Origin of the sequence: Streptomyces sp. AJS327, from assembly GCF_013450295.1 — a bacterium.
Classification (GTDB): domain Bacteria; phylum Actinomycetota; class Actinomycetes; order Streptomycetales; family Streptomycetaceae; genus Streptomyces.
In genome coordinates this window covers 91180-117395 of record NZ_SKBR01000001.1, presented here as the reverse complement: position 1 = coordinate 117395, position 26216 = coordinate 91180, and the positions used below count along the sequence as shown (strand labels likewise).

The following is a 26216-nucleotide window of genomic DNA, read 5'->3' as shown; positions in this document are numbered from 1 at the left end:
GACCCGGGCGTCACCCCACCCGGAGCAGGGTCTCCCGCACCAGCCGCAGGGCGTCGGCCCGTTCGGCCTCCACCGCGTCACCGTCCTCGGCGGACGTCCCGTCGGCGGGCTGGCCTTCCAGGGCGAGCGCCAGGTCGTGACCGGCGACGGCCACCTGGTCCCCGACGGCGAACAACCCCTCGTCGGGCAGCCACGCGGGCTCACGGTGCGGGAACTCCCGGCGCTGCGCCCGCGTCGCCAACTCCCTGGCGAGGGCGAGCCCCTCGGCCGCCGCACCTCGGCGGAGCCTGCTCTCCGGCAGCGCGCGCAGCCGATCGGCGAGCCGGTCTACCTCCGACAGCAGCTCCGTCGTATCTCCCATCGCGCAACCCTATGCGCCGCCGACGGAGTGTTGCCATCGGCGGGGCGCTCAGGCAACGTGGCGTCAAGGCTCAACCAGAAGCGTCGGAGGCGCCGATGTCCCAAGTCTTCTCCGAAGAGACCCACCGGAATCTGCTGTCCCGCATTCCCCACTGCACCGGCCGTGAAGTATCCGACTGGCTGCGCACGGTTGACGACGGCCCAGCGCTCGTCCGTTTCGAGGAGAAGGTGAGCTGGCTGCGAGGCGAACACGACCTCGCCTACGGCCACGCGAAAGCGATCATTCACGAACACGACCTGCGGCGCGCCGCCCGCAACCTGTAGGGCGGCGCCGCACCCGGCGCCCAGCCCCTGACGGCGACTCCCCCGGTACCGCCCCCGGGCATCCACCCGGGCGGACCGCCGGAGCGGGAGCCCCCGGCGGACGCCGCCAACGACGCGTCCCCGTGGCTGGAGAGACGAAAGGACCCGTGAGGCAACGGCCTTCACGGGTCCTTTCGTTGTCACGCTCACCGGTGGGCGCGCGGGCGCCGGGCGTCCGCGGACGCCATGGCGTCAATCGCCCTGGAGCAGCGCGATGAGGCGCAGGAACTCCAGGTAGATCCAGACCAGGGTCAGGGTCAGCCCGAAGGCGGCCAGCCAGGACTCCTCCTTGGGGGCGCCGTAGGCGATGCCGTCCTCGACCTGCTTGAAGTCGAGGGCCAGGAAGCAGGCGCCGAGCACGATGCCGATGACGCCGAAGAGGATGCCCAGTCCGCCGCTGCGGAAGCCGAGGCCGTCGCCACCACCGAAGACCGCGAACAGCATGTTCACGCCCATCAGCAGCACGAAGCCGAGCGCGGCGGCCACGACGAAGCGGTAGAACCGCTGGGTGACCCGGATGATCCGCGTCTTGTACATGACGAGGACGGCGGTGAAGACCGCCATGGTGCCCAGCACCGCCTGCATCGCGGCGCCACTGGCGATCCGGCTGTCGACGAAGTTGCTGATCGCGCCGAGGAACAGGCCCTCGAAGACCGCGTACGTCAGGATCAGCGCGGGGGAGGCCGAGCGCTTGAAGGACTGGACGAGCGCCAGCACCATCGCGATCAGCGCGGCGCCGATCGCCAGCCCCAGCGAGAGGTCCATGATCCAGGCCGCGGCGGCGGCCACGACCACCAGACCGACCGTCGCGCCGGTACGGGCGACGACGTCGTCAATCGTCATGCGCCCCGCGTGGGGCGCGGCGGGCGGGGCGGCGGGCGGCTGACCGGGCGCCTGGGGCTGCGCGTACGGGTTGGTCGCGTACGGATTCCCGGCCTGCGGCTGAGGTCCGGCGTTGAATCCCGCCTGGCCGTTGTCGCGGGTGAATCCCTGTCGCGAGAAGACCGGGTTGCTGCTCCTCATCTCACTCCTCCATGGCCGCACGGCACGGCCTTGCGTCCAGAGTAATGCGTTAGCAAAACCAGCACGTTACTGCACAGGGAGGAACGAAGAAAAGAGACATGATTGTTCCCCCCGACGGCCACTCGTTCCGGGGGTGTTCCCGTCCTCGCGGCACCCCTTCACCGTATCGGGCACCCGGAGGGAGCGGGCCTCTGCGCACCGCTACCCAGCCGAACCCCGTCCGACACCCGCCGGATGACCCTCCGGCACCAGCCCGTGGCCGGGCGGCGGGGCCACGGTGGCGCGCCCGTGACATCACCCACACCACCCCGCCCGTCCCGCTCCACCCCCTCCCGTCCGCGCCCCACCCCACCCCGACGGCCCCCGCGCCCGCGCCCACCACGCCCCGCGCCCACCACGTCCCGTCTCCCGCCACCCCGGCCAGACCGGCGGACCCTCGGGCCGCCGCCCCCGGCCCGCCCCCGTTCGGCCCCCGTTCGGCCCGTTCGGTCTCCCCCGCCCCGGGGGACGCGTTCCCGGGAGGCGCGGACCCCGGGCACCCGCTCCACGGGCCGGTACGCCGGGTCGCCCAACCCGGCCCCGTGGGCGGGATGTTGGGTTCCGCGCCGAGCCCGGCCGGTGAGTGGGGAGCTGAGGGAGCATTGAGCGCGAGCGCCACCGCGGACGACGAACCGAACAGCGGAGCACCGGAACGGCCCCACCGCTCCCAGCGGACGTACGACCGGGTCCGCGCGCGGCTGCGCCGGGCCCGGCAGACCCGGGGACCCGAACGGGAGACCCTGGTGCTGCTCCTCAAGAGCGGGGTCGCCGGGGTGCTCGCCTGGGTCCTCGCCGAGTACGTCGTCGCCTCGCCCCAGCCCACCTACGCGCCCTTCACCGCGCTGCTGGTGGTGCAGTCGACCGCGTACCGCTCGGTGCTCCAGTCCGTCCGCTACATCGCGGCCGTCCTCCTCGGGGTCCTGGCCGCCGGGGCGGCCGGTCCGCTCCTGGGCCAGAACCCGGGGGCCTTCGCCGCCATGCTCGCCGTCACCCTGCTCATCGGACGCTGGCGACGGCTGGGCAGTCAGGGCGTGCAGGTGTCCGTCGCGGGCGTCTTCGCGTACAACGCGCTCTCCGGCAGCTACCAGTCCATGCTCTGGCAGATCATCATGATGGCGCTGCTGGGCGCGATGGTCGGTATCGCGGTCGCGGTGCTGCTCTTCCCGCCGCTGCGGCACACCACCGCCGCCCGGGGCATCCGCGAACTCGCGCGGTCGCTGCGCGTGCTGCTCCGGGACATCGGGTCCGGGCTCGACGGCGGTCTGCCCGAGCGGGACACGGTGGCGGACTGGCTGCACCGCGCCCGCCGACTCGACCACACCGTCGCGCAGGCCAGGGACGCGGTGGAACGGGGCGCCGAGAGCGTGGTCTACAACCCCCGGCGGCTGCTGCGCCGGGACACCCCGGTGGTCTTCGCCGGATACCGCGTCCTCGTCGAGGGGCTGGGCCGGGCCGCCGAGCAGATCCGCAGCATCTGCTACGGCCTCCTGCGGATCATCGACGAGGAACAGGGGCCGCCCGCCCCCGACAGCGCCTTCCTGCGCGCGTACGGGAGGCTCGTCGGCGACCTGTCAGAAGCCACCCAACTGATCGGCGCCGAGGACGAACAGGACGGCGGCAACCCGCTGCTCCGCACCCTGGACCAGGCGCGCGAACGCCACCACGAGCTGGCCTCCGGCGGCACGGACGGCTCCGGGGCCTGGCTCAGCCAGGGACTGCTGCTCACCGACACCGACCGGCTGATCCAGGAGTTCGCCTCCGCGCACTCCGAGGGCGGCGCCCAGCCCCCACCCGAGGACGACGACAGCAGCGACGGCGGGGTGGGGAGGGGTGGGGAAGGGAGGGCAGGACCGGCTCCTCGGGAACGGGGACAAGGGAGGGACCGCCGAGCACGGGGAGCGCGCGGGAAACCGGGAGAACGCGGAGATCGAGGAGATCGAGGAGATCGCGGAGATCGCGGAGATCGCGGAGATCGCGGAGATCGAGGAGATCGCGGAGATCGAGGAGATCGCGGAGAACAGCGAGGACGGCGGGAACCGGGTGGCGGGGACGGGGCGGGCTGACCGCCAGAGACCGCCCGGGGTCGGCCTCCCAGCGAACCCGGCGGACCAGCAGACCCGGCGGACCGGCTCGACCGGCCGGACCAGATCGCCCGAGCGAACCAGCCAGACCGAGCGGACGAGGTGGATCCGGCCGACCCGAGCGACCTGCCGCCCCGAGCGACCCGGGCGGACCGACGCGCTGACCTCAGGGGTGGCCGTGCGGGCCCGGCGCCTCACCCCGCTCAGCGGAAGCATCGGAGGAACCCCGTGAACCGGCTGGACCGGCTGCACCGGGAGCGTCGGGGGCCCCGGGGGAACCCGGAGAACCAGGTGGGCCGGGAGCACCCGAGGGCCCCCTGGTGGGCGAGGATCCGGGAGTCTCGGGAGTACGGGGGGAGTTGGACGGGCGGGGCGAAACGGGCGAGCCAGGGGGGCTGGGCGAGTCGCGGGAGACGGGCGGGCCGGGGTCGTCCGGCTCGCCTCCCTGGTCCCCGTCGATCTCCTCGCGGACCCGGCGGCAGGCTCCGGCGATGAGCCGGGAGACGTGCATCTGGGAGATGCCCAGCTGCCGGGCGATCCCCGACTGCGTCATCTCCCGGAAGAAGCGCAGGTAGAGGATGTACTGTTCGCGCTCCGGGAGACAGCGCAGGCGGCTCTTGACCGCCTCCCGGTCGATGACGTGCTCGTAGTCCGCCTCCTGCACGCTGAGTGAGTCGAGCAGGCTGTAGCCGTTGTCCGCGCCGGGCACCTCCGCGTCCAGCGAGAGCGAACTGAAGCCGTGCAGCGCCTCCAGTCCCAGCTGGACGTCCTCCTCCGACAGCCGCGCGTGCTCGGCGAGCTGCGCCACCGTCGGCGCGCGGCTGCCCCCGCTCAGGTCCTGCATGCTCACCCGGACCCGATTCCGCAGGTTCTGCACCCGGCGGGGCACGTGCACGTCCCACAGGTTGTCCCGGAAGTGCCGCTTCAACTCCCCGTAGATGGTGGGGATCGCGTACGACTCGAAGGCGCAGCCCCGGGACGGGTTGTACCCCTCGACGGCCTTGACCAGCGCGAGCGCCGCGATCTGCTCCAGATCCTCCAGCGCCTCGCCCCGGTTGCGGTACTTCCGTGCCAGCCGGTAGGCCATGGGCAGCCAGGCGGCGGCCACCTCCTGCTGGAGCCTGCGCTTTTCCGCGCCGTCCGGAAGCCGTTCCAGCCGGGCGAAGTCGGCGGCCGTGTCCGGCGCGTCATGGTGACTGTGCCGGGAGCGGCGCGCCCTGGGCCGCGATTGCCCTGTGGTGGCCATGAAGCCTCACTCTCGTGTCACGCGTCCGCGCCCTCGGGGCCACGGCGCTGACAGTGCGGTGTTCGGGGCCCGCGCCCTCGGCCGGGCGGCCGTCTCGTCGACGGCGGTGACTCGCTCGGGGAGTCGGCCGGGGCACCGGGCACACCGACGTCAGAACACCTGTCCCACCATGACAGCGACCGCCGTACCCGGCACCCGGAGACGGCCCGGTAGCCCGCGGAAAACCCCCGCTGACCAGCGCCGGGGCAGGTTCCCGGCCCCCGGCGGACGGCACGGGGCGGACCCCGGCGCCACGGAGCGCGACCCGCGACTCGGTAGGAAACGCGACTCATACGGACGCGACCCGCGCGGAACGCACCGGAGTCACCGCGGGACGCTCCGGGGCGGACGCGGTCGGGGACGTCCCGAGCGGGCGGAAAACCGGGAGGGGGTCCGGAACGCCCGGAGCGGCCGGGACGAGAACCCGGGTGCCGGGCACCGCTCGCGAAACGTCCCGAGAGGAGCGGAGAGGAGGAGACAGAAGCAGGAGAAGGGGCACGAGGACCGGGCGGAGACAGGAGCGGCCCGCTACACGGCACGATGGCCCGCGCGGTGCACGGGCCATCGGGGGATACGGCGGGACGCCGGTGACGTCAGGGGTGGACGCGGCGGTTCGCACGCGGGGTGCCCGCGTGCCGTGGGGAGCGCGAGACGGTGTGCGCCAGGTCGAGTTGGCAGACGAGCTGGTGGAAGCAGAGCAGCACGGTGATGGGCGGGAGTCCGGCGACGGTGATCCCGGCGGGCGTGTGCGGGGCGCTGATGACGCACAGCACCATCGCGACGACCGCGAAGAACACCACGACCAGCCAGGAGTGCTTGGCACGGCGCCGGTCCGCGTGGTTCCGCAGGACGGAGAGGGTCGCGGCCACCCAGGGGGCGTAGATCAGCAGGGGCCACAACTCGGCCATGACCGGCGGCCCGGTGTCGGCGGCCAGCCGCCGCAGCGGCTCGTAGGAGACGATCGCACCCAGCACGCTCACCAGCACCATGATCAGCGCCGTGAGCACCACCGAGGTGAGACTCAGTACCCCCTGCCAGGTCAGCGAGGACCCCTCGCGGTCGCCCTGCTCGGCCTGCCGGTTCCGGCGCTTGCGGTGCCGCCCGAGCACGTGGGGGCAGTCCGATCTGGGCTGAACGAAGCGTTCCGGGGTGTCGAGGAGGCGGGCCAGCGCCGCTTCCAGCCCTTCGCGGTCATCGTCCCGCGTGTTCCGGACGGGCCGGGCTTCCGGGACAACGTCGGACGGGCAGACGGCGGTCTGCTTGGACCAGGTGTCCGACGGCGAGGTGGTGGCGGACATGTCGTCCGGGATGCGGAACTCCACGGTGTCGTGTGGGCTTCCGGCATACGGGAAGTGAGACGCGAAGGGCTGGGTTTCGTGCAAGGCTTTCCCTGTCTCGGGGAGGGTGCGACGCGAGGCGACGGTGGACTGTGCGGCGGACGGCTTGACGTGACGGTGGTGATCAGCCCCTGTCTGAACAACCGCGGTCCACGGGGCTGCGGCGATTCCATATCCGCAGGAAGCCGTCGAGAATTCCGCCGCACAGTCCGGGCTTTCCACTCCGCGGACGCCCCGGCACCACGCCCTGCGGGCTGTTGGCGTCGGGGGATACACCGGGCGATCGTGGGCACGATCCACCCGGCGGACGGAGCGCGCCGCCCGGAGAGCGGAAGGCGCGGAGCACGGTCTCAGGCACATACCCACCAACGAGCGTGCGACGCACGGGGAAACGTGGCAAACGGGGTACATGCCTGGTATTCGAGAGGGGCGTTCGTACCTCAACTCCCCAATCGCCACGTGTGTTTGAGCGACACGTAGCGGAACGGAGGGCTGCGCCATCCGGGGGAGCCCGCCGCCGCCCCGCGGGACGGCCCGTCCGGTCCGCCTTCCGGCGCCAGGGGCCGCCCCCGCACGGGTCGCCACGAGGACCTCCCCCGGCCCGCGTCCCTCCAGGTGGGCCCGTCGCCTCGGCGGCCCCCGCCGGACGAGCGGACGGGGCCGGAGCCTGCCCCGCCGGCGGTTCGCCGCCCGCCGGTCACCGCCGACGGGCTGTGCGCGGAGCGTCGTCCCCTCGCGTCGGCGGCCGGAAGCCCGCTCGGACGCGAGCGCCCCCTCCCCACCGCCCACGCCCTCCCCGCAGCGGCGCCCCGGCACCGCCGGGCACCCGGCGTTCCGGAACACCGCCAGTGGCCGGTCTCCGCGTACGGCCACGGTTTGCGCCCTCCGGAGGCGTGTTACCCGGTCCCGCACGGCCCGTGGGCGGGCCGCGTCGCCCGCCGAGGGCGCGGGCACCGCACCGCCCGGCACCGGGAACGCGGTGCCGCGAGACCGCACGACGTGAGAATGAGGCGGAACGACATGACCACAGCAGTGAACGACATGGTGCGCACCTACCCCGCCGACCTGGGAGGGGTGAACCGCGAGAAGCTCACCCGCTGCATCCAGGAGTGCCTGGCCTGTTCCCAGGCGTGTACCGCCTGCGCCGACGCCTGTCTGGCCGAGCCGCACGTCGTCGAGCTGGTCAAGTGCGTCCGTACCGATCTGGACTGCGCGGACATCTGCGACGTGACCGGCCGGGTGCTCTCCCGGCACACGGGCTACGACGCCAACATCACCCTCTCCCAGCTACGGGCCTGTGCCACGGCCTGCCGCTCGTGCGCGGACGAGTGCGAGCTGCACGGCGACCGTCACGAGCACTGCCGGATCTGCGCCGAGGCCTGCCGCCGGTGTGAACGCGCCTGTGACGAACTGCTGTTGGCTATGAGCTGACCTGAGCTGACTCAGCGCGGAACCCGACTCCCACCCGCCGGCCCCGCTCCTCGCCCGAGCCCGCGTGCCCCAACGCGGCGGCACGGAACCCCGGTTGGTGATCGATCGCGCCCTTCGTGGTCGATCGGTCCCTGCGCGGTCGATCCTTCCCCGCGTCGTCGATCGGCCCCTGCGTGCCGGTCGTGTCCAACGCCCGTCGCTCGTCGGTCACTTGCCGCGCGTCAGGGCCGACGGCGGTGTGGCGGGGCGGAGGTGCGTCGCGTGGGTACGGGCGCTGGGTCTCAGCCCATCGGCCGGCCGGCCACCGCGCCGGGCGCCGCCCCGGGTGCCGAAGCTGGTCTGACCACCATGAACGCCTGGTCCTCCACGGCGCGCAGGCCGGTCTCCCGGCCGAAGAGCGGCGCCACCACCGGTGGGAAGAGGTGGTAACTCGACACCGAGGAGGGGACGTTGAGGATGCTCGGGGTGTCCACGAAGAACGGCAGCTCGTTCGCGAGGTAGTCCAGCCCCGCCCGGAGCTGCCGCGGATCCGGCTCGTCACTGTCCGACGCCTCCTTGGCCAGCAGGAAACGCGTGACCATGAACTCGCAGGCGTCGATGAAGTCCTGGTCGCCGCGGAGCGCCTCGTCGACGCGTTCGCGCAGGACGCGGTACTCCGGGACCTGGAGGAAGTCCGAGAGCAGGTGGTGCCGTGGGAGCGGCGCGGCGTCCGAGACGGCCGCGGTGGCCTGCCGGACGCGCCGCAGCACGCTCTTGACGCGGCGCTTCGCCCGGCGCGCGGCCTCCTCGGGCTCCTCACCGTTGGCGATGAGCATGCTGTCGATGTGGGTGTCGGCGCAGACCAGGTCGATCTGCTGGAAGTTGCGCTGGGCCCAGCGGAGGAGCGCGACCATGCGGTCGGCGCTGAAGTAGCTGTTCCCGGTGCTGACGCCGATCAGGACGTGGTGGCCCCGGCGCCAGATCATCCGGCTTCGGTGGTCGAACGGCTGCACCACGAAATCAGCCACGAGATCCAGCGGGTCCGCGTAGTCCATGGTTGCGCACTCCTTCTGCGGGATCCGTCCTCCAGGCGGCGCGAGGCGTACGCGGAGGGCGGGCACGGGTAGCCACCCCCGAGTCGTTCAGCCGGCACGCGGGGGCTGGTGGGACGGTGGGCGCACGCCTCGCCCGCGGCGGACCGGGCCGGAAGCTCGGTCCGGGGCGGCGTGCTGGAGAGTCTGGGTCGGTGTCGGGGAGCGGCGACCGCCCCCGGAACGTGGGTGGTTGGGGCTCCGGGCGGACATCCCGGCCGAAGCCCGGGAGGTCGCGCGGCGGGCGTGCCGCCCCGAACACGGCGGAGCGGACGGGGAGTCAGAGGTCATGGAGCGAGGGAGCGGCCCACATCGCCCTCTCTCGGAGTCAGTTGACCCGTGGGCACGTCCGGCACCTTTCGTTCCGCCGGGGTTGAGGCGTGGGGTTCGTGCGAGACGGGTCGGGCGAGAGGTGCCCCTCGCGGGCGGTGCCGCACGGGAGGTGGACCGAGCGGGAGCGGAACCCGCCGGAGTCCGGCACCGTGGCGCCGTGGGAGCCACTACTGGTGGGCGGCGGAGGTGAGTTGGGGCGGACACGGGGACCTGGCACCGCCACGGCGGTTGGGGGCCACGTTCCGGCGAGTACGGGATGGTGGTGCACGGCCCTCCCGCGCCCGGCGGGGAGGAGCCGGGCCCCCGGCGAGAGGGCCGTGGCCCGGCTCAGACGGAGACGCTCGGAGTCCGCTCCTCCGCGCCCTCCTTCACGATCCGGGCCATCCGGAGGCATACGTCGTCCAGGAACTCCTCGACGGACTGCCCGTTCTGCGCCCCGGACACCGTGCGCTCCAACTCGTCCCGGAGTTCCGCGAGTCGGGGATCGAGTTCGGCGTGTTCCGCCAGCACCTCCAGAGTGCGCCGGGCACTGTCCATACACCGGAAAATGCCGTAGTACGCGGGTTCTTCCACCAGTCCGCTGGCGCAACTCAGCAAGTGCCCGGCGAGCAGGACCAGATCCTCATGGAGTCGTGGGGGGAGTGCCTTGTCCGAAGGCTTCATAACTGACCACTTCTTCTTGCGGGAGACGGATCGATCGCTCGGGCTCGCGGGCGGGACGCCCTACGGGCACCAGGAGCGCGGGCTCGACATGGGGTGGCAGATCGAGGAGTAGGGCCAGCGGGGCGGTACGGAAACTGCTGATCGGGCAGCCGCCCAGACCGTGTGCGTGCGCGGCGAGCAGGAAGTTCTGCACGGCCATCGCCACGCACATCTTGCCGACCCGCCGAACGATGGGGTCGTCCTTGCCGCGCAGGTTGTCGGCGCACGCCACCAGCAGCAGCGTCGGCGCGCCGATGACTCCGGGCGCGAAGGCCCGGACACGGCGCAGGTTTCCGGGATCCCGCACGACGACGAAGGACCACGCCTGCTTGTTGCCACCGGAAGGGGCGGCCAGCATCGCGGTCACGAGGGTCCGCACGGTCTCGTCCGAGATGGGTTCCGCGGTATAGCTGCGCACCGCGCTCCGGGATCGCTGCACATCCACGAACTGCTCGGGGGACAGCGCGGATGCGGACGCCTGAGATGCAATGTCTACAACCACGTCTCTGGTATATCCCACGTACGGACTCATCACGCGCACTCACAGCGATATACGATTACATCTCACCTTTCCGAGTGACAACGAAACCACACCGCCCCAGGCCTGCGCGGGAGTTGGCTTTCAAACGGCCTTTACCGTTCACAACAGCGGTGGTGCGACTCGGATGTGGACAGGAAATGTTCCGTCCGAAAACAACATCTCAGCACCCCTCCGGTGGAAGCGCCGCCCACGATCCGCCGCGCGCCCGCGCGTGTCACCGAACGCGCCCCGCACACCGTCGAGTCACGCACCTTCCCGGAGCACGCGACGCGCCCCGCCACACCGCCCGCCCGCACCCGCGCGACTCGGGGCCCTCCGCCTCCGGTGCCCGCCGGTGGCGGCACCGCGGTGCATACGGAGGCCAACCGACGGGTATGGCAGGGGCGTTGGGCCAGCCGACGGGCCGCCTGGTCCGGGCCGCCACCCAGAGTCGAAGCCGTTGACCGATAGACGATCCCCTATGGATCGGCGTCCGCTTCGAATCAGAAGTCCCTTGATCTGGAATCCCGCACTGACGAGGATCGTCATGTCGGGGGAACGACCGGCCGTCCATCGCCCACCGTGGCGCACCACCCGGGACGCGGTGGACGACCGTCCCCCGGAAACCGCGGACCGCCTGGTGAACTCGGCTGGCTGGGCCGCGCGGTGGGCTGACGACCGCTCAGCGGCCCACCGGATTCGGACGGTCGAAGTCCACCCGTGGTCCGGCTCCGGCGCCGGGGGAAGTTCATGCCGGAGCCGGACCACGGGCGACGCGAGCGAGGCGCCCCGAGCCACCCCGACGGGCACCCGCCATGGGGGATCGCGTCAGGCGCGGACCGAGGGGACGGTACGCGCGCCCGGCGCCGCCCGCGCGATGTGGCAGCCCCTGCCACGTCTCGGCGGGCGGCGCCCTGGGGTACCACCTCCGGCGACCGCCGCCGCGTGCGGCCGACCAGGCCCCGGTCCGGGCTCCCACTCCCGGCCCCGTCCCGGCCCGGGCTCCCACTCTCGTCGTAGTAGCGGGCCCCGGCGCGCGCGCCGCGCCGCGTCACCGCCCGCCGAGTGGCCGGAGACCGGGGCCGGGCGATGATCGCGGCAACTTCTCGCGCTCCGGGGGGTAGTTCGGCTATACCTTCTCCTCCACGACCATGAGCGGAACAGATGTCCGGACAGCGCGATCGCACGGGAGTCCCGGCCCCCGGTCGCGACACGGCCTCCCGGAACGGGTGCGCTTCCCGGCCCGGCGAGCGGTCCCCCGGTCGCTCCCGCCCCTGCTCGACAACGACATCGCAGTCATTCACCGAGGAGCCAGCCATGCCCCACGCCGCCTACACCCCGCCGCCGCCCGAGTGCCACTGGATCGAAGGCGGGGTCATGGCAACTCTCAACTCGGCGGCGGACCTCAGCTCACTCGGCCAGTGGGCGACCATGGCCACCGGACTCTGGTACGACGACGCCAACGGCAGTGGCTGGGAGATCAGTTGGGTTGAGGGCGACCGGGCAGTACTGAGCGGCTACGACGTGGAGCACAGCGAACCGCTCAAGGAGGACGAGCTGCTGACCGGCGCCCCGGACTGGGCCGCCTACTGCTTCCAGGAGCAGCGGATGGACCCCGTGGGCTTCTGCTTCTGGTGGGAGGACGGGAGTTGGCGCTGTGCGGGCTCCGCGGTGGAGACCAACGGCACGCACATCGCGGGACGTCCGATGGACTCGGGGAAGCGACTCGCCGACCGGCTCGCGGAGTTCCTCACGCGCGACGACCAGGACAGCCTGAACGAGGTGCAGCGACGCCTCGACGAGCTGCTGATGGCGGCGGGTGAAGGACGCCTGGACGAGGGGGAGTTGGGCTCGGCACTGGAGATGCTGGCCGACCGGTCCCAGCACGATGTCGGCGCCGGACTCGCGACGGCGACGCTGCTCGGCTTCACTCCTGGCAGCCAGCGCCGCGAGATACCGGTGCTCTGACCCGGTACGCGCGTGCGACGCGGCCCGGGGGCGAGGACGCCCCGTCCCCGGGCAACGGCCCCCCACTCCCGGGACCACGCTCCCCGGCGCGGAAGGCGTCACCGCCGCACGGATCGGACCCCGGTGAGGACACGCGAACCGGACGGAGCCGGGACGGGACCGGTTCGGGCGATGACTTCCGACGGTGGGCGTGGTCTCCCTCCTCGTCCGGTGCACGGCGCACCGGGTGGTGTGCCCGAGCGGCCGTACGGGTCCGTCGCGCGGGGCACCAGCGACGAGCGGAGGAGAGCCCATGATCATCATTGCCGGAAGCCTGCGCGTGGCCACCGAGACCCGGGACGCCTACCTGGCGGGCTGTCGGTCGGTGACGGAGCTGGCGAGAAGTGCTCCGGGCTGTCTCGACTTCGCGTTGAGCCCCGACCCGGTGGACCCCGGGAGGGTCAACGTGTACGAGCGCTGGGAGTCCGACGCGGCGCTGGAGCGGTTTCGGAAGGCCGACGCCCCCGCCCAGGAGGAGGTGGGCGAGTTCCTGGAGGCGACGGTCCAGCGGTACCGGATCTCCGGCGTCGAGGCGCCGTAGCGGCTCGCGCCGTTCAAACCCGGCGCGCTGGAATCGGACCGCGCTCTCGCCCGTCCGTGTTCGGTTTCCTGCGACATCCGATCGGTCAGCCGGACAGGGAGACCGTTTTCCGCACACCGTGGACTCCACGCTTTTGCAGGAACGGTAATCCCCGTCGATGGATCAGGGAAATACTCGCGGGGGGGTTCCGGGAAACTCCACGAGCCCTGGGAGAACTCCGGGAAGCACCTGGGGAACTCCGGGGAACTTCCAGAAAGGGGCCGGCCTCCCCGAGAGGGCCGGGGAGGCCGGGACACGTGCGCGGGAACGCGGCGACATCTCCGCGCACGCGGCTTTTCACTATGCGGTTGCGCCGTACACGGCTGTCCTGTGCGGTGGCGGCACGCGGGCACCCGGTGCGCTCACCCCGACGGGGTGACCGCACCGTGGTACGCCGCCGGGCGGCTCTCCCGCCCGGAACCTACCGCTGGAACCGGAACTTCTGGTTCGCCGCGTTGGTGCAGCGGTACTGGATGATCCGCGCGCGATCAGCGTGCGAAGCCCGCTCCACGTCCAGACACTTGTTGGCGAACGTCTTGATCCGGTACTGGCCACGACCAGCACGCTCCACCCGGAACTTCTGGTTCGCCCCGTTGGTGCAGCGGTACTGGATGATCCGCGCGCGATCAGCGTGCGAAGCCCGCTCCACGTCCAGACACTTGTTGGCGAACGTCTTGATCCGGTACTGGCCACGACCAGCACGCTCGAAGCGGAACTTCTGGTTCGGCGCGTTATGGCAGCGGTACTGGATGATCGGCGCGCGATCAGCGTGCGAACGGCGGGCCACGTCCAGGCACTTGTTGGCGAAGGTCCTGATCCGTACCGACTGGAGCTGCTGGGCGGACCGCCCCTGCTCGCTGGCGCGCTGCTCCTGGGGAGCGGTGGCGGCGGCTTGTGGCGAGGAGACCATGGCGCCTCCGGCCGCGATGGCGACCGCCATCGTGCCGGTGGCCACGCCGCGGATAATCGAGCGAGTACTCACGGAACCACACCTTTCTTTTTGTTTGTCGATTCCGGACGTCTGGCGGCTCTTTCTGACGTGACGTCCCGAGCCTCTTCCGAAATCCCCGTTTCCGGGGACCCCGTCGAAACCGATGGAATCTGCTGAGGAGAATCCAACGCGCTCCGGCGAATGGGAATAGCCCTCTTCGCTGCTTCACCCCTAAGGGTGGTCCCGCATTTCGAAACGGAGATTCGGGCGTTCCGTCGCAGCAGTGGGAGCTTCAGGTCGTGCGAGCCGGGCGCGGATGGCGGGAGGTCGTCCTCTCCGTCACCCGAAGAGGGGGTTTGGTCCGGGTGAGGGCCGCGGGAGCAGGGCGGGTCCGTCTCAACTCGACACCCCTGTCGCGGAGTTGACCGGCGGCCCACGACCCGGCGGCCATTCGCCGCCGAACGGGCGCCCCCTAGCGCGGGCGCATACGCGGGCATCGCGCGGGAGCCGGAACCACGGCCCGCTCCAGGAACGCACGCGGGCCGACCCCCTACCGCCCGTCCCCGTACCGCCGTCCCGTACCGCCCGGCCCCGTCACCGCCGGGCGCCGGTCTGGCGGGCGTCGCCGCCAGCCATCCGGCGCAGTACGGCGCCCCCGCGGCTGCGGTGTGGGCCGGGCTCCCGAACAGTGGGAGGTACGGCCGTCACACGGCGGCCTCTCGTACCCAGCACGGGAGCGTCATGTTCGTGAGCCTGATCCGGGGCGCGGCGGCGGGCGCCGTCGGCACCACCGTCCTGAACACGGTGACCTACGGCGACATGCTGTGGCGCGGCAGGGGAGCCAGCGACGTGCCGGCCGAGGTGGCCGAGGCGCTGGCCACCAAGGCGGGGGTGGTGGTACCCGGCGACGCGGAGACCCGCGCGAACCGGCTCTCCGCGCTCGGCGCCCTCTCGGGTCTCGGCGCGGGCTGCGCCGTCGGCGCCGTCTGCGGGCTGGCCCGCCACGCGGGGCTGCGGCTGCCGCTGCCGGTCGGCGCGGTGGCGGCGGGGGTCGGCGCGATGGTGGCGACCGACCTGCCGATCGGGGCGCTGGGCGTCAGCGACCCGCGGACCTGGTCGGGGCCGGACTGGCTCAGCGATCTCGTCCCGCACCTCGCCTTCGGGCTGGCCACCTACGCCACCCTCCAGTCGCTGGACGCCCCCCGGCGGCGGCAGCGGCGGCGGCGGTGTCCGCACGCCCGTCGCTGACCGGCGGCCGGTCCGGCGGGCCCGGGCCCGCTCCCCCGGTGGACGACGTACGGCACCCCGGGCGCTCGGCACGGGGCACCCGGATGGGGCACGTGGGGTGGACGCGAGGCGAAGTCGGCGCGCCGCGAGGGGTGTTCGGGAGACGTCGGGTGGTACGGAACGGGGACTCCGCGAGGGGCCGGGGGCCGTGGGAGACGGATGCCCGGAGCGGTGAGGAGGGGCCGGGAGAGAGGTGTGGTGCCCGGAGCCGGACTCGAACCGGCACGGCCTGAGGGCCAACGAGGTTTAAGCTCGTCGTGTCTGCATTCCACCATCCGGGCACTGGCTCCGGGGCCCGCAGCGCGCGCTCAGAGGGCGCGGCCCCTCCCCCCGGGGCGCAGGAGCGAGCCTATCCAGGCGGACCCCTCGCACATCGGTTCAACCACCCGATCTTGTCTCATTCGCAAGGCAGTTGACACCCCGTCAGGATCCCATGCGCACTTCGGAAGGCACAGGCGCATATGCCTTCGAGCCGAGGAATGACGGAAAGTGGCCGTCTGCTTCCTTCTCAGTTGCACAGTTCCGGGCACCCGATTCCCACCCCTTCGAGGGACGGTCGGAGACCCGTCGGAGAGGCCGCCCGCGGCGCCCTTCTTCCGTTCCCGTCCCGTCCTCCTCCCGTGGTCCCAGAAGATCCCTCCTACCTGGGAATGACCGGCGCCCTCGGACATACCTCCGAGGGATCCCCCGGAAACGGGCACGGGGGTTGATACGAACGGGTGAGCTGTTCGCGAGGATGGTGGGCGTGATACACCCCCGTCCCGACAGGAGATCCCCGTGACGACCACCACCCACCCTGGCGGAACGCCGGCCGCCCCCACGCGCGAGGCCGCGGCCCGGGCCACGGACCTGTCCAAGGTCTACGGACAGGGCGAGACCAGGGTGGTCGCCCTGGACCAGGTCTCCGTCGAGTTCCGGGCCGCGGAGTTCACCGCGATCATGGGCCCGTCGGGCTCGGGCAAGTCGACGCTGATGCACTGCATGGCCGGGCTCGACACCGTCTCCAGCGGCAGTGCCCGGCTGGGGGACACCGAGCTGACGGGGCTGAAGGACAAGAAGCTGACGCAGCTGCGGCGCGACCGGATCGGCTTCATATTCCAGGCGTTCAACCTGCTGCCGACGCTGACCGCGCTGGAGAACATCACGCTGCCCATGGACATCGCGGGCCGTAAGCCCGACCGGGAATGGCTGGACAACGTGGTGCGCACCGTCGGTCTGGGAGACCGGCTGACGCACCGTCCCAACCAGCTGTCCGGCGGACAGCAGCAGCGCGTGGCCGTCGCCCGCGCCCTGGCCGCCAAGCCCGAGATCATCTTCGGTGACGAGCCCACCGGGAACCTCGACTCCCGCTCCGGCGCCGAGGTCCTCGGCTTCCTGCGCCGCTCCGTCAGCGATCTGGGCCAGACCGTCGTCATGGTCACCCACGACCCCGTCGCCGCCTCCTACGCGGACCGCGTGATCTTCCTGGCGGACGGCCGGATCGTCGACGATCTCGCGGACCCGACGGCGGACGCCGTACTGGACCGGATGAAGGGATTCGACGGGCAGCAGCCCGCTCGGTCCTGACCCGGCCGCACCACCCGGCGCGCGCGCCCGCCGCTCCACGGCACCGGCGCACGCCGCGCCCCACCGCACGCCACCGGGGCGGCCGCCGCGTGACAGCGGCACCGCCCGAAGGGCCCGGACGGACCCCGGACAGACCGGACGGGCCCGGACGGATCCCGGGGGCGGCAGCGACCGCCCCCGCCGGACCGGCGGACGGACCGCACCGCCCACGCCCGGCCCGTCCGTCGACGGTGTCCGCGGATCGCCCGGATTCCCCCGGACGCCCGACCGGTTCGGGCAACTCCGGTCCGTCCGGGGCCGGTTCGGGCAACCGGCGCCGCGGACGGGCGTCCGGTGGTGACGGCTCGCGCCGCGGGCGCGGCGCGGCCCGCACCGGTCTCCCGCCCGCAGCGACCCCTCGTACCAGACCGCCGCGCCCCTCCCGGCCGTCGGCACTCACTCTCAGGACCGCCTATGTTCCGCACCGCCTTGCGCAACGTGTTCGCGCACAAGGCCCGGCTGCTGATGACCATGCTCGCCGTACTGCTCGGCGTCGCCTTCGTCTCCGGCACCCTGGTCTTCACCTCGACCATCGAGCAAGCCTTCCAGAAGAGCTCGGAGAAGGGCTACGCGACGGTCGACGTCTCCATACGCCAGGACGTCGATGAGGCGCCGATGCCGGGCACGCCCAACTCGGCCCCGGCGCTGAGCCAGCGGACCCTCGACCAGGCCACCCGGCTGCCGGGCGCCGCCTCGGCGCAGGGCGACGTCTCCGGCTTCGCCGCGCTCGCCGACAAGGACGACAAGCTCGTCGGCGACGGCTTCGGCAGCTCCGGCGCCAACTACTACTCCGGCCCGGACGGCAAGGGGAGCGACGACCGCTACCCGATGCGCGACGGGCGCGCGCCCCGCGCGGACGGCGAGATCGCCCTGGACGCCAAGACCGCCGAGCGCACCGGGTACGAGGTCGGTGACACCGCGCGGATGTCCGTCGACGGGCCGCTCCGCAAGGAGAAGATCACCGGCGTCTTCACCACGGACGACGGCAACGTGGCGGCGGGCGGCACGCTGGTGCTGTTCGACAACGAAACCGCCCAGCGGCTCTTCGCCAAGCCCGGCCAGTACACCCAGATCAACCTCCAGGCGCGGGACGGGGTCTCGCAGGAGGCGCTGAAGCGGCAGGCCGAGAAGGTCATCCCGGACCACGCCAAGGTGGTCACCGGGCAGTGGCTCGCCGACGACCAGGCGAAGCGGATCGAGAACGAGATGAGCGGGATGCGCACCGCCATGCTCGCCTTCGCCGGGATCTCGCTGTTCGTGGGCGTCTTCATCATCGCCAACACCTTCACCATGCTGGTCGCGCAGCGCACCAAGGAGCTGGCGCTGCTCCGCGCGGTGGGCGCCAGCCGCCGTCAGGTGACCCGTTCGGTACTGATCGAGGCCAGCGCCGTGGGCATCGTCGCGGCCGTGACGGGCCTGGGCGCCGGGGTGGGCATCGCCGTCGGACTGCGCGCGCTGGTGGGTTCGATGGGCACCATGCCGGACGGACCGCTGGTGGTCTCCGCGAACAGCGTGATCGCCTCGCTGGTGGTCGGCGTGGTCGTCACGGTGCTGGCGGCCTGGCTGCCCGCGCGCCGGGCCGCGAAGATCCCGCCGGTGGCGGCGATGGGCGCCCTGCACGCCCCGGCCACCACGAAGTCGCTGCTGCTGCGGAACACCATCGGCTCCCTGATCGCGGGCGCCGGTGCGGTCGCCGCGATCGCCGCGACCAGCCAGGACGACGGCAAGGGGCTGCTGGCCCTGGGCGCCGGGCTGCTGCTGATCGGCGTCTTCGTACTGACGCCGCTGCTGTCCCGCCCGCTGATCGCCGCCGCCGCACCGGTACTGCGGCTCTTCGGGGTCAGCGGCAAGCTGGCGCGGCTGAACGCGGTCCGCAACCCGCGCCGCACCTCGGCCACCGCCTCCGCACTGATGATCGGGCTGACCCTGATCACCGGGCTCACCGTGATCGCCAGCGGGGTGCAGAACGCCATCGACCGGATGGCCACCGAGTCCCTCAAGGCGGACTACTCGGTCTCCATGGCCAACTTCACCTCACTCTCGCCCGAGGTGGAGCGGAAGCTGAACGCCCATGACCAGGTGACGGCCACCTCGCCGCTCCGGATGGCCTCCACCACGATCGACGGGGACACCCGGTCCGTCACCGGCGTCGACCCAGGCGCGATGGACAAGCTGACCGCCCTGGAGTTCACCGAGGGCTCCTGGAAGGACGTCGACGCGACGAAGGCCGTCGTGGACGCCAAGACCGCCGACAGCGAGGGCTGGAAGGTCGGCACCCGGATCGAGCCGACCTACGAGGACGGCAAAAAGGCCCAGTTGACGATCGTCGGCCTGTACGAGGGCAACGAGATGCTGAGCGGCCTGATGACGGACGTGGACGGCGTCACCCCGCACATGGCGCGGCCCGGCGACATGGAGGTCCTGGTCAAGACCGTCGACGGGGCGAGCGACGCCACCAAGGACACCCTGGAGAAGGCGCTCGGCGACAACCCGGCGATCGCGGTCATGGACAAGGAGGACATCTCCGAGATGATCGCGCAGCTGATCACCATCATGCTGAACGTCCTCTACGGGCTGCTGGCGATGGCGGTGATCGTCGCGGTGCTCGGGGTGGTCAACACCCTCGCGATGTCCGTCTTCGAGCGGCGCCAGGAGATCGGCATGCTGCGCGCCATCGGCCTCGACCGGCGTGGCACCAAGCGGATGGTGCGGCTGGAGTCGTTGGTGATCGCGCTGTTCGGCGGCGTGATGGGGATCGCGCTCGGGCTCTTCCTCGGCTGGGCGGTCGGTGAGCTGATCGCCTCCGCCGGGGTGGACACCTACGAACTCATCATCCCCTGGGGCAGCTTCGGGGTGTTCCTCGGCCTGGCCGCGCTGGTGGGCGTGCTGGCCGCGCTCTGGCCGGCCCGCCGGGCGGCCAAGCTCAACATGCTGGAGGCGATCAAGAGCGACTGACGCGCTCCGGACGTGCGGGGTGGCGGTTCCGGATCTCCGGTTCCGCCACCCCGCGCTCGTCCCGGCGCCCCACCGGTCCCCGACGTCCGGGCCTCCGGGCCGTCCGCGCCCTGGGGACGGCCCCCGCCGGAGCGACGCGTTCCGGCGCTAGGCGCTCGGCTGCCAGACGCGGGCGCGCAGCGGCAGACCGGAGACGCCGTCCTCCGGGGTGCGGACGGCGAGCAGCTGGTTGACGCCGATGCGGTTGCGCTCGAAGGCGAGCGCGGAGGCCGCCATGTACAGCAGCCAGACCCGGACGCGCCCCGGCGAGCTGAGCCGTGCGGCGCGTGCCGCGTCCGCGCGGAGGTTGTCCACCCAGGCGCGCAGGGTCAGGGCGTAGTGCTCGCGCAGCGACTCCTGGTCGCGCACCTCGAACCCGGCGCCCTCCAGCAGCGTGACGGTCCGGCCGACCGGGGCCAGTTCACCGTCGGGGAAGACGTACCGGTCGATGAACGCGTCCAGCTCGTACCGCGACTCGTCGGCCAGCGGGCGGCGGGAGATCTGGTGGTTGAGCAGCCGCCCGCCGGGCTTCAGCAGGGCATGCAGGGTGGCGGCGTACTCACGGAACCGCTCCTCCCCGACGTGCTCCGCCATCCCGACGGAGGCGACCGCGTCGTAGGGACCGTCGGCGACCTCGCGGTAGTCCTCCACCCGGATGTCGACAAGGTCCGCGAGACCCGCCTCGGCGACCCGCTTCCGCGCGGCGGTGGCCTGTTCCCGGGAGAGCGTCACCCCGACGGCGCGCACCCCGTACTCCCGCGCCGCGTGCAGCACCAGCGAGCCCCAGCCGCAGCCGACGTCCAGCAGCCGCTGGCCGGGGCGGAGCGCCAGCTTGCGGCAGATGAGGTCCAGCTTGTCCCGCTGCGCCTCCTCCAGGGTGCCGCCCTCGGTCCAGTAGGCGCAGGAGTAGACCATGCTCGGGCCGAGGACGAGCCGGTAGAACTCGTTGCCCACGTCGTAGTGGTGGCTGATGGCCCGCCGGTCCCGGAGGAGGGTGTGCCGCAGCCCGCGCTGTGGCCGCGCCTCCTCCGGCGGCGGGGGCGGCGGCGGCCAGGGCCGGGCCAGGCGGGCGAACCGCAGGGCCCGCGCCCGGACGGCGGGGTCCCGCGCGAGCGCGAGCCGTCCGGGCCGCGCCTCCTCCAGGGCGCCGTCACGTTCCCAGACGAGTCCGGCGAGCCGGGCCAGCACCTCGTAGAGGTCGCCCTCCACCGTGATCTCACCGGCCACCCAGGCCCGGGCGAGGCCGAGTTCGCCCGGCCGCCACAGCACCCGGCGCAGCGCCCGGCGCCGCCGGACGTGCAGCACCGGCGCCGACTCCGGGCCCGCCTCGCTTCCGTCCCAGGCCCTGACGCGCACCGGCGGCGGGGAGCCCGTCGTCTCCTCCGCGAGAGCGACAATCCGTGTGGCGGCACCTGCCATGGATCACACCTCCACAAGGGACGATAAGAGAGCTTTCTCGACCCAACACCGCAGGCGGCGCGGAGCATCCCGCTTTCGGGTAGGCCGTCCGCGCGGTGCGTGGCGAATCGGCCATCTCCCCACCCGGCCGACCGGCCGGAACCCGCCTCGCCGACCGGCCGGAACGGGCTGTGGGCCGGAGCCGGAACGGGCCGTGGACCGGGGCTGGTTGACGGGTGGGCCGAGCGGGCGACGCGGCCGTTCGGCGCACCCCGGAGTGTCCCGTCTCCGCCCGCCCCCTCGTACGAGCCCGCCCGCCCCGTGCCCGGCACCCGGCGCCCGGAGAACACGGAGAGCACGGACGGGAGCGGCGGACCGCAGGAGTCATACACGGACGGGGAGGGAGGGCGGGCAGGGGCGACGGACGGCGGGAGCCGGGGCGCGAACAGGCGAAGGGGCGCTCGCCCCACGGATGGCGAGCGCCCCTTCGGGAGCCTCTGTGGTTGACCGGCGCGCCCGTGCTGACGGCGGCCGGCCCGGACGGCCGGAACCGACGGCGTCAGGCACCGTCGAGCCGAGGGCACGGCCGTCGGCGCGACCAGTCGACGGCGGACGGCCGGATCCGGCGGCGCGCGCGGGCCGCCGCCGTCGCTACGGCCCCCGCCGCGGGACCGAACCGGTCAGGAAACCTTGGCCTTCTCGGCCCGCTCGGAGGTACCGGTCCGCTCGGACGTGCGCTCCGTCGGCGCCTTCCGGTCCCGCCCGGGCGCCCCGTCCGCGTCGGACGCGGCGCGGGCCGAGGCGATCACCGGTGCGGCGGCCTCGTAGAACTCGCCGCGCGGGTGCTCCATGGCGCCCAGCGAGACCACCTCGCGCTTGAGGAACAGGGCCAGCGTCCAGTCCGCGAACACCCGGATCTTGCGGTTCCAGGTGGGCACGGCGAGCCCGTGGTACGTGCGGTGCATGTACCAGGCGAGCCGTCCCCTGAGCCGGATCCGGGTCTTGCCGACGACGATCATCGCGACGCCCTTGTGCAGGCCCAGCCCGGCGACGGCGCCCTTGTTGGCGTGCCGGTACTCGGACTGCGGGAAGCCACGCAGCCGGGAGATCACGTTGTCGCCGAGCACCTTCGCCTGACGCAGCGCGTGCTGCGCGTTGGGCGGGCAGAAGTGCGGGCCGGGCCCACCCTCCTTGCGCGCGACCAGGTCCGGCACCTGGGCGTTGTCCCCGGCCGCCCAGATGTGGTCGACGCCCCGCACCTGGAGCGTGGCGTCGACGTCGACGTGGCCCTTGGGGCCGAGCGGCAGCCCGAAGCGGGAGAGCACCGGGTTGGGCTTGACGCCCGCCGTCCACACGATGGTGTGGGAGTCGACCTCCAGGCCGTTCCGGAGCACCACGTGGCCGTCGACGCAGGAGTCCATGGAGGTGTTCAGGTAGACCTCGATGCCGCGGCTCTTGAGGTGCTCCAGCCCCCACTCGCCGAGCTTCGGCCCGACCTCGGGGAGGATGCCGGGCGCCGCGTCCACCAGGACGAAGCGCATGTCCTCGCGCCGGACGTTCGGGTAGTACTTCGCGGCGTCCCGCGCCATGTCCTCGACCTCGCCGACGGTCTCCGCACCGGCGAAGCCGCCCCCGACGAAGACGAAGGTCAGCGCCTTGCGGCGGATCTCCTCGTCGGTGGTGGAGTCGGCCTTGTCGAGCTGTTCGAGCACATGGTTGCGGAGGCCGATGGCCTCCTCGACGCCCTTCATCCCGATCCCGTGCTCGGCGAGGCCGGGGATCGGGAAGGTCCGGGAGACCGCTCCCATGGCGATGACGAGGTAGTCGAACGGCAGCTCGTAGGCGTCGCCCACGAGCGGTGCCACGCTGGCCACCTTGCGGTCTTGGTCGATGCTGGTCACACGGCCGGTCAGGACCTCGGCCCCGGGCAGCACGCGTCGCAGCGGGACCACGACGTGGCGCGGGGAGATGCTGCCGGCGGCGGCTTCGGGGAGGAAGGGCTGGTACGTCATGTAGGAGCGCGGGTCGACGACGGTCACCGTCGCCTCGCCGTAGCGCATCTTCTTGAGGATGCGCCGCGCTGCGTACAGACCGACGTACCCGCCACCCACGACGAGGATTCGGGGACGCTCCGTGGTGCTCATGGAATCGAGTATCCACCCGGAGTCGGGGGGTACCTCGTGAGGGCCTTCACAAGCACCCCCGGACTCTCTGCTACACTCCGCGCCCCCCGTGATCGAGCCCACAGCGACCGGGCGGAACCCCTCCGCTCCACAGGACGTTCATCCCCGCCGTGAGCTGCGCTTACCAAGCGCCTCCCGGTGATTCTCCCGCCACCCGCACACCCCGGCGGTCGCACCGCGACGACGGCGCGGGACCCCACGCACCCCGGAAGCGCCGGTTCCACCGAACAATTCGGGACTCCCCACGGCCGACCTGGCACGTTTCCATGTGAAGAAATTCACGAAGCCGGGGTGCCGGACGGTTCACCGGGCCGCCCCCACGTCTATCAGGAGAGAAGCACACCGCTCAAGTGAGAGCCTTTCAGCGGCCCTTACCCACCCGGCGCCCACTCCGGCCCACCCGGCCGCGCCCCGAAGGGTGGGCGACCGGCGGGCGTCCGCCGCGACCAGTAGCCGCCGCTACCCGGCGTCGCGGGCCGCCTGGAGGGCGACGCCGTCGAGGATGGCTCACGAACGCGCCTCCTACGCCTGGCAGCGTGTACACGCGAATGCGTACACTGAGTCCCATGACCGAGAACACCGCGACCGTCAGAGACGCGCGCGCACACCTCGCGGAACACATCAACCAGGCCGAGGAAGGCACCGCGACCGTCATCACACGCAATGGCGCACCCGTTGCCGCAGTCGTGCCAATCGCCGACTTCGAAGCATTGGAAGACGCGGCGGACGTGATGCTGGCCCGTGAGGCGGAAGCAGTTCTGGCCGGCGGCGAGCCCACGATCTCGATGGCCGAGCTGCTGGCGGACCTGTTCAGCGAGCGCGGTGAAGGCGCCGCGTGAAGTACGCGTTCCGGTTCACCACGGCAGCACAGCGGCAGATCCGGGCCATCGACCGACCCGAAGCCATGCGCATCCTGACCGCACTGACTGCCCTCGGCGACGATCCGTACCGCGAGGACGCCGACATCAAGAAGCTCACAGGACCCTCGGGTCTCTACCGGCTCCGAGTCGGCAACTACAGGGTCGCGTACCAGGTCAACGACGGGGAACTCGTCGTCCTTGTCGTCAAAGTGGGCGACCGGCGGGACGTCTACCGCAACCTGTGAGTGCCCTCTCCTCCTACGCATCGAGTGCCGTGTGGATCGCGACGCCGTCGAGGATGTCGTGTTCGCTGACGACGACCTCCTCGGCCCCGGCGCGTTCCATCACGGAGAGCAGCACCAGCGCGCCGGCGTTGATCACGTCCACCCGGCCGGGGTGCATCACGGGGATCGCGGCCCGCTCCTCGTGGGTCGAGGTCAGCAGGCGGTGGGTGATCTCCTCGACGCGCTGGCGACTGACCCGGGAGTGGTGGATCGCCGCCGAGTCGTAGGCCGCCAGGTCGAGCGCGATCCCGCCGATCGTCGTGACGGTGCCCGCGAGGCCGACGAGGGTGTGGGCCTCGGTGATCGGGACGGTCCGCTCCACCTCGTCCAGCGCCGCGGTGACGTCGGCCCGTACGGCCTCGATCTGGGCCGCGGTGGGGAGATCGGTGATCTCGCCCCGGTGGGTCAGGTGGCGTTCGGTCAGCCGGACGCAGCCGATGTCCACGCTGTGCGCCGCGCGCACCCCGGTGTCGCCCACCACGAACTCCGTGGAGCCGCCGCCGATGTCCGTGACCAGGTAGGGGCGGGCGAAGCCCTCGCCGCCCAGGCCCCTGGTGGCCCCGGTGAAGGAGAACTCCGCCTCCCGCGCACCGGTGATGACCTCCGGCTCCACGCCGAGGATGTCGCGTACGCCGTGGGTGAACTCGTCCCGGTTGCGGACGTCCCGGGAGGCGGAGGTGGCGACGAAGCGCAGCCGCTCGGCGCCGAGTTCACCGATCACCCCGGCGTACTCACGGCAGGCGGTGAACGTCCGCTCCAGCGCCTCGGGGGCGAACCGCCCCGTGCGGTCGACGCCCTCGCCGAGCCGGACGATCCGCATCCGGCGGTCCAGCTCCCGGAGTTCGCCGGGCTCGCCCCCGGGGCCGGTCGGCCCGGTCTCCGCGACGAGCAGCCGGATGGAGTTGGTGCCGCAGTCGATGGCGGCGACGCGGGCACTCACGCGGTCCCCCGGCGCCCGTCGTGGCCGTGCGGCGCCGGGGCGCCCGTGACGGTGCCGTCCGCCGCCGGGACGTCGGCGACGGAGGTGCCGGGGCTGACGCAGGGACCCTTGCGCCACCACTCGGGGAGCATCGCCAGCGCCTCGTCGCCCAGCGGGTTCACCCCGGGCCCGGCGGCGAGCGCGTGCCCCACCAGGACGTGCAGGCACTTGACGCGGTCCGGCATGCCACCGGCGCTGGGGAACCCGGGCAGCACCTCGATGGCGTCGCGGCGGGCGAGGTAGTCCTCGTGGGCGGCGCGGTAGGCGGCGGCCAGTTCGGGGTCGCTCTGGAGCCGGGCGTTCATCTCCCGCATCACGCCGTCCGCCTCCAGGGTCCCGATGGCGGAGGCGGCGCGGGGGCAGGTCAGGTAGAAGGTCGTGGGGAAGGGGGTGCCGTCCTCCAGGCGCGGCGCGGTCTCCACCACGTCGGGGAGGCCGCAGGGGCAGCGGTGCGCGACGGCGCGCAGCCCACGCGGGGTCCGGCCCAGCTGGGCGCGGCAGGCGGCGAGATCGTCCGGGGTGGGCGGGGTCGGCTCGGTGGGGGGCGGTGGAGTGTCCATGAGG

Annotated in this window: 22 protein-coding genes and 1 tRNA gene; 10 read left to right on the top strand and 13 right to left on the bottom strand. The window is 72.4% G+C overall.

Features of this window, described 5'->3' with window-relative positions; genetic code table 11:
• Positions 1-10 precede the first annotated feature (10 nt).
• Positions 11-361, bottom strand: coding sequence for a hypothetical protein (locus E0L36_RS00440; protein WP_180926866.1), 351 nt, complete (start codon positions 359-361; stop codon positions 11-13).
• A 95-nt stretch (positions 362-456) separates the two neighbouring features.
• Here E0L36_RS00440 and E0L36_RS00435 point away from each other — a divergent pair, with 95 nt between their 5' ends.
• Entirely contained in the window at positions 457-684 is a 228-nt protein-coding gene (locus tag E0L36_RS00435) for a DUF4287 domain-containing protein (RefSeq protein ID WP_180926865.1), read from the top strand.
• Positions 685-915: 231 nt separating this feature from the next.
• On the opposite strand, the gene E0L36_RS00430 is transcribed toward E0L36_RS00435, so the two are convergent.
• The gene (locus E0L36_RS00430) at positions 916-1746 is read right to left on the bottom strand and encodes a Bax inhibitor-1/YccA family protein (RefSeq protein ID WP_180926864.1); all 831 of its coding nucleotides are present in this window, start codon (positions 1744-1746) and stop codon (positions 916-918) included.
• A gap of 641 nt (positions 1747-2387) precedes the next feature.
• Here E0L36_RS00430 and E0L36_RS00425 point away from each other — a divergent pair.
• The gene (locus E0L36_RS00425) at positions 2388-3848 is read left to right on the top strand and encodes an aromatic acid exporter family protein (protein ID WP_180926863.1); all 1461 of its coding nucleotides are present in this window, start codon (positions 2388-2390) and stop codon (positions 3846-3848) included.
• Between the two features lie 184 nt (positions 3849-4032).
• Here E0L36_RS00425 and E0L36_RS00420 read toward each other — a convergent pair whose 3' ends face one another.
• Both E0L36_RS00420 and E0L36_RS00415 read right to left on the bottom strand, forming a co-directional pair.
• Entirely contained in the window at positions 4033-5112 is a 1080-nt protein-coding gene (locus E0L36_RS00420) for a SigB/SigF/SigG family RNA polymerase sigma factor (protein ID WP_180926862.1), read from the bottom strand.
• A 632-nt stretch (positions 5113-5744) separates the two neighbouring features.
• Positions 5745-6473: a DUF2637 domain-containing protein gene (locus E0L36_RS00415; RefSeq protein WP_308416577.1), complete on the bottom strand. Its 729-nt coding sequence runs from the start codon at positions 6471-6473 to the stop codon at positions 5745-5747.
• 1035 nt (positions 6474-7508) lie between these two features.
• Between E0L36_RS00415 and E0L36_RS00410 the strand changes: the two genes are divergently transcribed.
• Positions 7509-7919, top strand: coding sequence for a four-helix bundle copper-binding protein (locus E0L36_RS00410; RefSeq protein ID WP_180926861.1), 411 nt, complete (start codon positions 7509-7511; stop codon positions 7917-7919).
• 281 nt (positions 7920-8200) lie between these two features.
• On the opposite strand, the gene E0L36_RS00405 is transcribed toward E0L36_RS00410, so the two are convergent.
• From E0L36_RS00405 to E0L36_RS00395, 3 genes are all read right to left on the bottom strand, one after another.
• Positions 8201-8953 carry a tRNA-dependent cyclodipeptide synthase gene (locus E0L36_RS00405; protein ID WP_180926860.1) on the bottom strand — a complete coding sequence of 251 codons (753 nt, stop codon included), beginning with the start codon at positions 8951-8953 and terminating at the stop codon, positions 8201-8203.
• Between the two features lie 696 nt (positions 8954-9649).
• Positions 9650-9985 carry a DUF6092 family protein gene (locus E0L36_RS00400; RefSeq protein ID WP_180926859.1) on the bottom strand — a complete coding sequence of 112 codons (336 nt, stop codon included), beginning with the start codon at positions 9983-9985 and terminating at the stop codon, positions 9650-9652.
• Positions 9945-10526 (bottom strand): nitroreductase family protein, encoded by a 582-nt coding sequence (locus E0L36_RS00395; protein WP_308416576.1) that lies wholly within the window; start codon positions 10524-10526, stop codon positions 9945-9947. The genes E0L36_RS00400 and E0L36_RS00395 overlap by 41 nt, the downstream gene beginning before the upstream one ends.
• Positions 10527-11861: 1335 nt before the next feature.
• On the opposite strand from E0L36_RS00395, the gene E0L36_RS00390 reads away from it, so the two are divergent.
• Positions 11862-12512, top strand: a complete 651-nt coding sequence (locus E0L36_RS00390) for a hypothetical protein (RefSeq protein WP_180926858.1) — start codon at positions 11862-11864, stop codon at positions 12510-12512.
• A gap of 292 nt (positions 12513-12804) precedes the next feature.
• Positions 12805-13092, top strand: a complete 288-nt coding sequence (locus E0L36_RS00385) for a putative quinol monooxygenase (protein WP_180926857.1) — start codon at positions 12805-12807, stop codon at positions 13090-13092.
• Positions 13093-13552: 460 nt separating this feature from the next.
• Here E0L36_RS00385 and E0L36_RS00380 read toward each other — a convergent pair whose 3' ends face one another.
• Positions 13553-14086: an RICIN domain-containing protein gene (locus tag E0L36_RS00380; protein WP_219636059.1), complete on the bottom strand. Its 534-nt coding sequence runs from the start codon at positions 14084-14086 to the stop codon at positions 13553-13555.
• Positions 14087-14803: 717 nt separating this feature from the next.
• On the opposite strand from E0L36_RS00380, the gene E0L36_RS00375 reads away from it, so the two are divergent.
• Positions 14804-15310, top strand: coding sequence for a hypothetical protein (locus tag E0L36_RS00375; protein ID WP_180926855.1), 507 nt, complete (start codon positions 14804-14806; stop codon positions 15308-15310).
• A 235-nt stretch (positions 15311-15545) separates the two neighbouring features.
• Here the strand turns inward: E0L36_RS00375 and E0L36_RS00370 are convergent.
• Positions 15546-15630 (bottom strand) — tRNA-Leu (locus E0L36_RS00370).
• Positions 15631-16126: 496 nt separating this feature from the next.
• On the opposite strand from E0L36_RS00370, the gene E0L36_RS00365 reads away from it, so the two are divergent.
• A complete protein-coding gene (locus E0L36_RS00365) occupies positions 16127-16915 on the top strand; it encodes an ABC transporter ATP-binding protein (protein WP_180926854.1) in 789 nt (262 codons plus the stop codon).
• 453 nt (positions 16916-17368) lie between these two features.
• Positions 17369-19909 (top strand): ABC transporter permease, encoded by a 2541-nt coding sequence (locus E0L36_RS00360; protein WP_180926853.1) that lies wholly within the window; start codon positions 17369-17371, stop codon positions 19907-19909.
• Between the two features lie 147 nt (positions 19910-20056).
• On the opposite strand, the gene E0L36_RS00355 is transcribed toward E0L36_RS00360, so the two are convergent.
• Together E0L36_RS00355 and E0L36_RS00350 are read right to left on the bottom strand one after the other, a co-directional pair.
• Complete coding sequence (locus tag E0L36_RS00355; protein WP_180926852.1) at positions 20057-21367, bottom strand: cyclopropane-fatty-acyl-phospholipid synthase family protein; 1311 nt, start codon at positions 21365-21367, stop codon at positions 20057-20059.
• 659 nt (positions 21368-22026) lie between these two features.
• Positions 22027-23490, bottom strand: a complete 1464-nt coding sequence (locus E0L36_RS00350) for an NAD(P)/FAD-dependent oxidoreductase (RefSeq protein WP_258015844.1) — start codon at positions 23488-23490, stop codon at positions 22027-22029.
• Positions 23491-24095: 605 nt separating this feature from the next.
• Here E0L36_RS00350 and E0L36_RS00345 point away from each other — a divergent pair.
• Together E0L36_RS00345 and E0L36_RS00340 are read left to right on the top strand one after the other, a co-directional pair.
• Positions 24096-24368 carry a type II toxin-antitoxin system Phd/YefM family antitoxin gene (locus tag E0L36_RS00345; RefSeq protein ID WP_180926851.1) on the top strand — a complete coding sequence of 91 codons (273 nt, stop codon included), beginning with the start codon at positions 24096-24098 and terminating at the stop codon, positions 24366-24368.
• The gene (locus tag E0L36_RS00340; protein WP_180926850.1) at positions 24365-24634 is read left to right on the top strand and encodes a type II toxin-antitoxin system RelE/ParE family toxin; all 270 of its coding nucleotides are present in this window, start codon (positions 24365-24367) and stop codon (positions 24632-24634) included. The genes E0L36_RS00345 and E0L36_RS00340 overlap by 4 nt, the downstream gene beginning before the upstream one ends.
• A gap of 13 nt (positions 24635-24647) precedes the next feature.
• Here the strand turns inward: E0L36_RS00340 and E0L36_RS00335 are convergent, their stop codons facing one another.
• Together E0L36_RS00335 and E0L36_RS00330 are read right to left on the bottom strand one after the other, a co-directional pair.
• Complete coding sequence (locus tag E0L36_RS00335; RefSeq protein ID WP_180926849.1) at positions 24648-25613, bottom strand: Ppx/GppA phosphatase family protein; 966 nt, start codon at positions 25611-25613, stop codon at positions 24648-24650.
• Positions 25610-26212 carry a DUF501 domain-containing protein gene (locus E0L36_RS00330; protein ID WP_180926848.1) on the bottom strand — a complete coding sequence of 201 codons (603 nt, stop codon included), beginning with the start codon at positions 26210-26212 and terminating at the stop codon, positions 25610-25612. The genes E0L36_RS00335 and E0L36_RS00330 overlap by 4 nt, the downstream gene beginning before the upstream one ends.
• Between the last annotated feature and the right edge of the window lie 4 nt (positions 26213-26216).

Bases quoted from the DNA above. Each gene is read 5' to 3' on its own strand.
- E0L36_RS00400 (WP_180926859.1), bottom strand. From the start codon at position 9,985: ATGAAGCCTTCGGACAAGGCACTCCCCCCACGACTCCATGAGGATCTG.
- E0L36_RS00420 (WP_180926862.1), bottom strand. From the start codon at position 5,112: ATGGCCACCACAGGGCAATCGCGGCCCAGGGCGCGCCGCTCCCGGCAC.
- E0L36_RS00385 (WP_180926857.1), top strand. From the start codon at position 12,805: ATGATCATCATTGCCGGAAGCCTGCGCGTGGCCACCGAGACCCGGGAC.
- E0L36_RS00355 (WP_180926852.1), bottom strand. From the start codon at position 21,367: ATGGCAGGTGCCGCCACACGGATTGTCGCTCTCGCGGAGGAGACGACG.
- E0L36_RS00350 (WP_258015844.1), bottom strand. From the start codon at position 23,490: ATGAGCACCACGGAGCGTCCCCGAATCCTCGTCGTGGGTGGCGGGTAC.
- E0L36_RS00345 (WP_180926851.1), top strand. From the start codon at position 24,096: ATGACCGAGAACACCGCGACCGTCAGAGACGCGCGCGCACACCTCGCG.
- E0L36_RS00360 (WP_180926853.1), top strand. From the start codon at position 17,369: ATGTTCCGCACCGCCTTGCGCAACGTGTTCGCGCACAAGGCCCGGCTG.
- E0L36_RS00405 (WP_180926860.1), bottom strand. From the start codon at position 8,953: ATGGACTACGCGGACCCGCTGGATCTCGTGGCTGATTTCGTGGTGCAG.
- E0L36_RS00430 (WP_180926864.1), bottom strand. From the start codon at position 1,746: ATGAGGAGCAGCAACCCGGTCTTCTCGCGACAGGGATTCACCCGCGAC.
- E0L36_RS00440 (WP_180926866.1), bottom strand. From the start codon at position 361: ATGGGAGATACGACGGAGCTGCTGTCGGAGGTAGACCGGCTCGCCGAT.
- E0L36_RS00390 (WP_180926858.1), top strand. From the start codon at position 11,862: ATGCCCCACGCCGCCTACACCCCGCCGCCGCCCGAGTGCCACTGGATC.
- E0L36_RS00410 (WP_180926861.1), top strand. From the start codon at position 7,509: ATGACCACAGCAGTGAACGACATGGTGCGCACCTACCCCGCCGACCTG.
- E0L36_RS00330 (WP_180926848.1), bottom strand. From the start codon at position 26,212: ATGGACACTCCACCGCCCCCCACCGAGCCGACCCCGCCCACCCCGGAC.
- E0L36_RS00375 (WP_180926855.1), top strand. From the start codon at position 14,804: ATGTTCGTGAGCCTGATCCGGGGCGCGGCGGCGGGCGCCGTCGGCACC.
- E0L36_RS00435 (WP_180926865.1), top strand. From the start codon at position 457: ATGTCCCAAGTCTTCTCCGAAGAGACCCACCGGAATCTGCTGTCCCGC.